Below are 6,303 nucleotides of genomic sequence, written 5' to 3'. Positions count from 1 at the left end.
CAGATTGTTCGACTTACCAGTGACAAATGTCTCAAAAGTAAAGTCAGGGTTGAGATAGCTCAGTGATTTAGCATCAGCCGAGTCGTTTAGTTCTCCCCTGACGCATATTAGCGTCGATATCTGCTTTTGAATTATTATGATGGATAGATTCAAATTTATGCTCAGATGGAGTAGGGGAGGGCTTATCCTCCAAAAATAATGAGCCTGATTTTGTCTGCTGACTATCGTCTACCCTCACGTCCAGCATTATCAACATGGACAACAACCTCTTCAATGCTACCTTGACTGTGCTTAGCAACCAATTGCTGAATATCTTGAAGATGGTTCTTTTTAATATACGTGACAAAATAATCATTAGGCGCAAGAATGATCAGAGTTTGTGCTTCTTGATAAGCTGATAGAGGTCTCAGCCACATGGTAAAAACGTTGTCTTTAACGTTATAGCGCAAATCGTTCAGACATTTATCCCAAATATTTGCTGTGTCTATCATGAAAAATACTAACCCTATAATTTGCAATAATAATTAACTTTAATAGCCTGACCTTCTACAGAAATACTTGGTATCAACAGTGATTAACTGTGTTAAAAGTCACACTGGAAAGCTATGAGAAGCCACACACGAAGTAGGGGCTAATCTAACATAAATACCCTGTGGATAAAACCTTGTTTTTTGGGGATAAGACTGTGGATAGTTTTGTGGATAACTCAACAAGATAAGTTATCCATATTTAGCCCACAGGTTATCCACAACCTTACCCATAGTCTAGTGTTTTGATAAATAAGGATAAATTGGAGTTAGCCACAGATAAGTAAGGCCCCAATAACAACAATACCTATATATATTAATTAATTATTGTTATAGATTTCATGCAAAACTGTGGATAACTTCAAAAATTATTTACTGTCAACTAAAAACACTGGTTAAACAAAACGGAAGTATTGAACAAATAATATCTAGCAGTCTGATAGCAGAAACTAAATCTCTGAAAACAGGCTAAATTAGTTTATTGACCAAAACTATACTGGATGGTATAATCCTCCGTTATTACGAATTTAGTCCATTATTTTGATAGGTGAGTTATGAAACGTACATTCCAACCAAGCGTGATCAAGCGTAAACGTACTCACGGTTTCCGTGCTCGTATGGCAACTAAAAAAGGCCGTCAGGTCTTAGCTCGTCGCCGTGCTAAAGGACGTCATCGTCTAACTGTATAATCAGTAGATAGCGATAAGCATGGCTAATATTGCTTGTTGTGCTCCTATTGTTTATAGATTGCAATAGTCAATCATCACAACTGACACTTAGCCATATATTAAAAGCGCCCGCATCGGCGCTTTTTTTGTTTCTATATTTTGCTATTATCTTTAATATCGCCATTCCCTATCATATTAGGTCATACCATGCCCCAATCTCTTTTAGCTACACCTACAGCCAATTTTACTAAAGAGCAGCGCCTACTGACACCAGCAGCGTTTCGTGAAGTGTTTGACGCACCTGAGCGTAAGATACATCAGAGTCACTTGATGGCGTTTGTGAGACCCAGTGCCTGTGACAAGCCACGTATCGGTATGGCGATTACTAAGCGTAAAGTGCCTACTGCTGTCGTTCGAAATTTGATTAAACGACATATCCGTGAGCAGTTCCGTACAAAAGCTTTTAAATTAGAAAATAAAGATATTGTTTTTATAGTAAAAAAAATCGATAAAGGATATTGATAATAAAGAATTTAAAAATGAAATAAATAATATTTTTAAAAAAATAGAAAAAAATAAAATGAAAAAATTATTAGTTTTAATAAATAAAATAATTTTTGTTTTTATATTAAATATAATAAAATTTTATCAAAAAATAATTAGCCCTATCATACCTGCTCGCTGCCGTTACTATCCCACCTGTTCAAACTATGGTAAACAAGCTTTGGCGTGGCATGGCACTCGTGTAGGTAGTTGGTTGCTGTTAAAACGTCTTAGTAAATGTCATCCGCTTGGTGGACACGGCATTGATTTTGTCCCGCTCCCTTTATCTTCTTATCGGTATCAATATATACCTTCTACAACGAGTAGCGATAGTAGAGGATGGGGTGTTTACCGAGATCGTCAGGGGTATGTGCCACGTCTTAACTACTTAATGAAGACAACATAAAAATCATAACTTCGGGCTTTAGATATCATCTTCAATGACTTACCCACAAGTTATCCACACTCTTGGTATCATTTGAAGCAGATTTTTAGTAAAATAATGCACATTTTATGTAAATGACTCTCAACGCGGTTATCGATCATGATGATAACTATGCAATACAGTCATGACACATGCCCTAATTTTTCATTCCCTAATTTTTAATCTAGGAAAGGTTTATGCAAAAGATATTTCGGGTGATGATCATCATTGCGATGTTAATTACCGCTTATCTGCTGATTTTGGCATGGCGAGATGATTATGCCGATGCACCAGCTGTAGAAGCAGTGCCAGAAACTACAAGTTCAGTAGGTGCTGACATTCCTTCTACCACTGGTGCCGCAGGTGATATTCCGGTTCAGACCCTACCTGTGGATAACGCAGCTGTGATAGCGGCCCCTGCAAAGGACACAGGATTAATCACGGTAACGACCGATCGCTATGATATTAAAATCAATCCAGAAGGCGGTGATATTGTCTATGCTGCGCTCAAGCAGTATGACGCAACGCTCGATAGCGATAAGCCTTTCGTATTGCTAGAAAACAACAGCAACCGTGTATACGTGGCTCAGTCTGGCTTGATTGGTCAAAATGGTATTGATACGGCAGAAGGCCGTGCGATTTATAGCCACACCACTAATAACTATGTAATGGAAGCAGGGCAACAGACATTGTCAGTACCGCTTACTTACAAAAAAGATGGCGTGACAATCACCAAGACATTCACCTTTACTGAAAACAAATATCCGATCGATATTAGCTACAAAATTCAAAACGCCTCTACCAATGCGTGGCAAGGCCAGATGTTTGCGCAGCTAAAACGCGATGATAGTAAAGATCCTGGTATGTCTGATAAAGGCGCGCTGAGCATGGCGACTTATCTAGGTGGTGCATGGGGTACGCCAGATGATCCTTATAATAAACTGAAGTTTAAAGACTTCAGCGATGGCGAGTTGACGACGACCAGTGATAAAGGTTGGGTTGGCATCGTACAGCATTATTTTGTCTCTGCATGGACGCCTGAAAACTTCACGGGTAAATTCTTTACCCGCGAGACTGGTAACGACTACTTTATTGGCTTTAACAGTCAGCCAGTCAATGTCGCACCAAACAAGCAAGTGACGTTGGATGCCACACTATATGCAGGTCCAAAAGTACAGTCTGAGCTAAAAGATGTGGCAGTTGGTCTGAATAAGACGGTTGATTACGGCTTATTGTGGCCAATATCAAAGGTCTTGTTTGCTATCTTGGAAGGTGTGCATAAAGTTGTGGGTAACTGGGGTTGGTCAATCATTATCCCTCACCATTCTAGTCAAAATTGCTTTGATGTGGTTCTCTAATAAGAGCTACTATTCAATGGCAAAAATGCGCGCTATTGCGCCGAGACTAAAAACGCTAAAAGAAGAGCATGGCGACGACCGCATGAAAATGTCGCAGAAATGATGGCCATCTACAAAGAAGAGAATGTCAATCCGATGGCGGGTTGTCTACCTATCTTGATGCAGATGCCAATTTTCTTAGCTTTGTATTGGGTGCTCGTAGAGAGTGTCGAGCTGCGTCATGCGCCATGGATTCTGTGGATTCGCGATCTTTCAGCCATGGATCCTTGGTTCATCTTGCCGCTATTGATGGGTGTTTCCATGTTCATCCAGCAACAGTTAAACCCGCAGCCAGCAGATCCAATGCAAGCAAAAGTCATGAAGTTCTTGCCAATTATCTTTACCGCATTCATGCTATTCTTCCCAGCAGGTTTGGTACTATATTGGACAGTGAACAACTTGTTCAGTATGACTCAGCAATATATTGTAAATAAGAAAGTCGAAGAAGAGCAGAAACGTCGCACGGTAAAAATAGTTGACTAACTGACGCTCTATCAGAAGGATAAAAACAAATACCATCGCGCAAGCGGTGGTTTTTTTATGAGTGCTAAAAGGTTATCCACAGCTTATCAACATTGAAGAGAAAATATCAACGATTAGGCCGCGTTTCAAAGTTTGCTTTGTCACTATGAGCACAGACGTCTATAATGGGATTTTTAGTTATTGAGAGTTATTGTGGATTCCTTAGAGATGGCATTAGCCACACCTAATTCTTCTGAAAAACCTAATACATCGGAACTCGCCACGATTGCTGCGATTGCAACGCCACTTGGGCGAGGGGGTGTGGGTGTTATACGTCTGTCAGGTAGCCGTGCTTATGCCATGGCCTGCGCGCTGACGGGTAAAACTGCTTTTACGCCGCGTATGGCTAGCTTCTGCCGCTTTTATCAGGCGGATGGCACCGTTATTGATGAAGGGCTCGTACTGTTCTTTAAAGGTCCGCACTCATTCACGGGTGAAGATGTGATTGAGCTGCAAGGGCATGGCGGCGTTATTTTGCAGAACCAGTTGCTTGCACGTGTATTTGAATTAGGCGCCAAACAAGCGAGTGCCGGAGAGTTTTCTTATCGCGCTTTTGATAACGATAAGTTGGATTTGGTGCAGGCAGAGGCGATCGCTGATGCGATTGATGCGACCAGTGCGGCGGCCGCGAGTAGTGCGATTCGTTCACTAAGTGGTGAGTTCTCCCAAAAAATAAACCAGCTATTAGAACAGTTGATTCATTTGCGCTTGCACGTTGAAGCTGCCATTGATTTCCCTGATGAAGAAGATGTCGATTTTTTTATCTGACGGCGTGATACAGAGTAAACTTGAGCAAACGCAAGATAAGATACAGCAAGTCTTAGCCACGGCAAAGCAAGGTCAGCTCTTACGTGATGGTATCCATGTTGTCCTAGCAGGTAGGCCAAATGCTGGTAAATCAAGCCTGCTAAATCGTCTAGCAGGGCAAGAACGTGCTATCGTGACCGATGTCGCTGGCACCACGCGTGATACGCTGCAAGAGACGGTCGTGCTCAATGGTTTGACACTTCACCTTACCGATACGGCAGGCCTACGTGATACAGAGGATACCGTAGAGCGTATCGGCATTGAGCGTGCCCGTACCGCCATTACCCAAGCTGATATGCTGCTGATGGTTTACGATGTGACTCGCGATGTTGAAGAAGAAAGCACGCCGTTGCAATTGGCTGAGCAGTTATTCGGCGAGCTGCCAGATGCCAAACGATTACTCATCATTGCCAATAAAAGTGATCTACTGAGCGATGATAGTAGCGAAAAATCTGCCTCTACGATGCAAGCCGAAATCAAAGATAGAGGCTACGAACAAGTTAATGTTTCATGTGAAACAGGCGCTGGTATCGATAATTTAGTCGAAGCACTATGCGCTAAGGTAGGTTTTCATCCACCAGAAAATAGCTTAACCGCTCGTACTCGTCATATAGATGCTCTCAGACGGACAGCCAACTGTTTAACAGAGGCGCATGAGCAGTTAACGGTATTCCAAGCAGGTGAGTTGGTTGCTGAAAGCTTGCGTCAGGCCCAGCAGAGTTTGGGTGAGATTACAGGTGAGTTTAGTGCTGATGATTTGCTTGGCAAAATATTTGGTAGTTTTTGTATTGGTAAATAACGGTTGAATAACTCTATCTATTACTCAATACATTTGTCTATCTCATAAGTTTTGCTTTTATTCTTAGTCATAAAATAAGGAATTGCTATGCACTGCCCGTATTGTAATGCATCAGAGACAAAAGTGATTGACTCACGTCTTGCTGCAGAAGGTGCGCAAGTGCGTCGCCGCCGTTCATGCAACAGTTGCCAAGAGCGTTTTACAACGTTTGAGATGGTAGAAGTGGTGATGCCAAGGATTATCAAATCCAGCAACAAGATTGAACCTTACGACAATGAAAAGCTGCGTCGGTCTATCTTATTGCCTTTGCAAAAGCGCCCCATCACTATCGATGAGCAAGAAGCAATGATCAGCCGAGTTGAAAAACGCGTCAGACAGATGGGTGAGCGTGAAATCAGTAGTAAAGTCTTGGGCGAAATCATCATGAGTGAGCTAAAAACTTTAGATGATGTTGCCTATGTGCGCTTTGCTAGCGTCTATCGCGACTTTCAAGACATTGATGCTTTTCATCAGGAAATTGCCAATATCCGTCCAAATGACAAATAAGCTGGTACATCAATAAATATCTCTAACTATTAAACTGATTTTGAGTTCAAAGCGCCTAGATTATTAAATA

At 41.6% G+C, this 6,303-nt stretch carries 5 protein-coding genes and 2 pseudogenes; 6 read left to right on the top strand and 1 reads right to left on the bottom strand.

Annotated features, from left to right (window positions below):
- Positions 1 to 221 precede the first annotated feature (221 nt).
- Positions 222 to 491 carry a DnaA N-terminal domain-containing protein gene (locus tag PKHYL_RS19170; protein WP_442966098.1) on the bottom strand — a complete coding sequence of 90 codons (270 nt, stop codon included), beginning with the start codon at positions 489 to 491 and terminating at the stop codon, positions 222 to 224.
- A gap of 590 nt (positions 492 to 1,081) precedes the next feature.
- Between PKHYL_RS19170 and rpmH the strand changes: the two genes are divergently transcribed.
- The 6 genes and pseudogenes from rpmH to nrdR all read left to right on the top strand — a co-directional run bounded on the left by rpmH (position 1,082) and on the right by nrdR (position 6,233).
- Complete coding sequence (gene rpmH / locus PKHYL_RS16975; RefSeq protein WP_007394757.1) at positions 1,082 to 1,216, top strand: 50S ribosomal protein L34; 135 nt, start codon at positions 1,082 to 1,084, stop codon at positions 1,214 to 1,216.
- Positions 1,217 to 1,402: 186 nt separating this feature from the next.
- Positions 1,403 to 1,717 (top strand): ribonuclease P protein component, encoded by a 315-nt coding sequence (rnpA, locus tag PKHYL_RS16970; RefSeq protein ID WP_240365691.1) that lies wholly within the window; start codon positions 1,403 to 1,405, stop codon positions 1,715 to 1,717.
- Between the two features lie 58 nt (positions 1,718 to 1,775).
- Positions 1,776 to 2,144 carry a membrane protein insertion efficiency factor YidD gene (yidD, locus tag PKHYL_RS16965; protein ID WP_093070248.1) on the top strand — a complete coding sequence of 123 codons (369 nt, stop codon included), beginning with the start codon at positions 1,776 to 1,778 and terminating at the stop codon, positions 2,142 to 2,144.
- Between the two features lie 215 nt (positions 2,145 to 2,359).
- Positions 2,360 to 4,042, top strand: a pseudogene (yidC, locus tag PKHYL_RS16960) (membrane protein insertase YidC).
- A 207-nt stretch (positions 4,043 to 4,249) separates the two neighbouring features.
- Positions 4,250 to 5,687 (top strand): annotated as a pseudogene (mnmE, locus tag PKHYL_RS16955) (tRNA uridine-5-carboxymethylaminomethyl(34) synthesis GTPase MnmE).
- A gap of 87 nt (positions 5,688 to 5,774) precedes the next feature.
- Positions 5,775 to 6,233 (top strand): transcriptional regulator NrdR, encoded by a 459-nt coding sequence (gene nrdR, locus PKHYL_RS16950; RefSeq protein ID WP_071002667.1) that lies wholly within the window; start codon positions 5,775 to 5,777, stop codon positions 6,231 to 6,233.
- The last annotated feature ends 70 nt before the right edge of the window (positions 6,234 to 6,303 follow it).

Origin of the sequence: Psychrobacter sp. KH172YL61 (assembly GCF_007182895.1) — a bacterium.
Lineage (GTDB): Bacteria > Pseudomonadota > Gammaproteobacteria > Pseudomonadales > Moraxellaceae > Psychrobacter > Psychrobacter pacificensis.
The sequence above is the reverse complement of the archived record's forward strand: the minus strand, read 5'-3'. Positions and strand labels throughout refer to the sequence as shown.

Excerpts from the sequence above, each read along its gene's own strand:
- PKHYL_RS19170 (WP_442966098.1), bottom strand. The coding sequence starts at position 491 with ATGATAGACACAGCAAATATTTGGGATAAATGTCTGAACGATTTGCGC.
- rpmH (WP_007394757.1), top strand. The coding sequence starts at position 1,082 with ATGAAACGTACATTCCAACCAAGCGTGATCAAGCGTAAACGTACTCAC.
- rnpA (WP_240365691.1), top strand. The coding sequence starts at position 1,403 with ATGCCCCAATCTCTTTTAGCTACACCTACAGCCAATTTTACTAAAGAG.
- yidD (WP_093070248.1), top strand. The coding sequence starts at position 1,776 with ATGAAAAAATTATTAGTTTTAATAAATAAAATAATTTTTGTTTTTATA.
- nrdR (WP_071002667.1), top strand. The coding sequence starts at position 5,775 with ATGCACTGCCCGTATTGTAATGCATCAGAGACAAAAGTGATTGACTCA.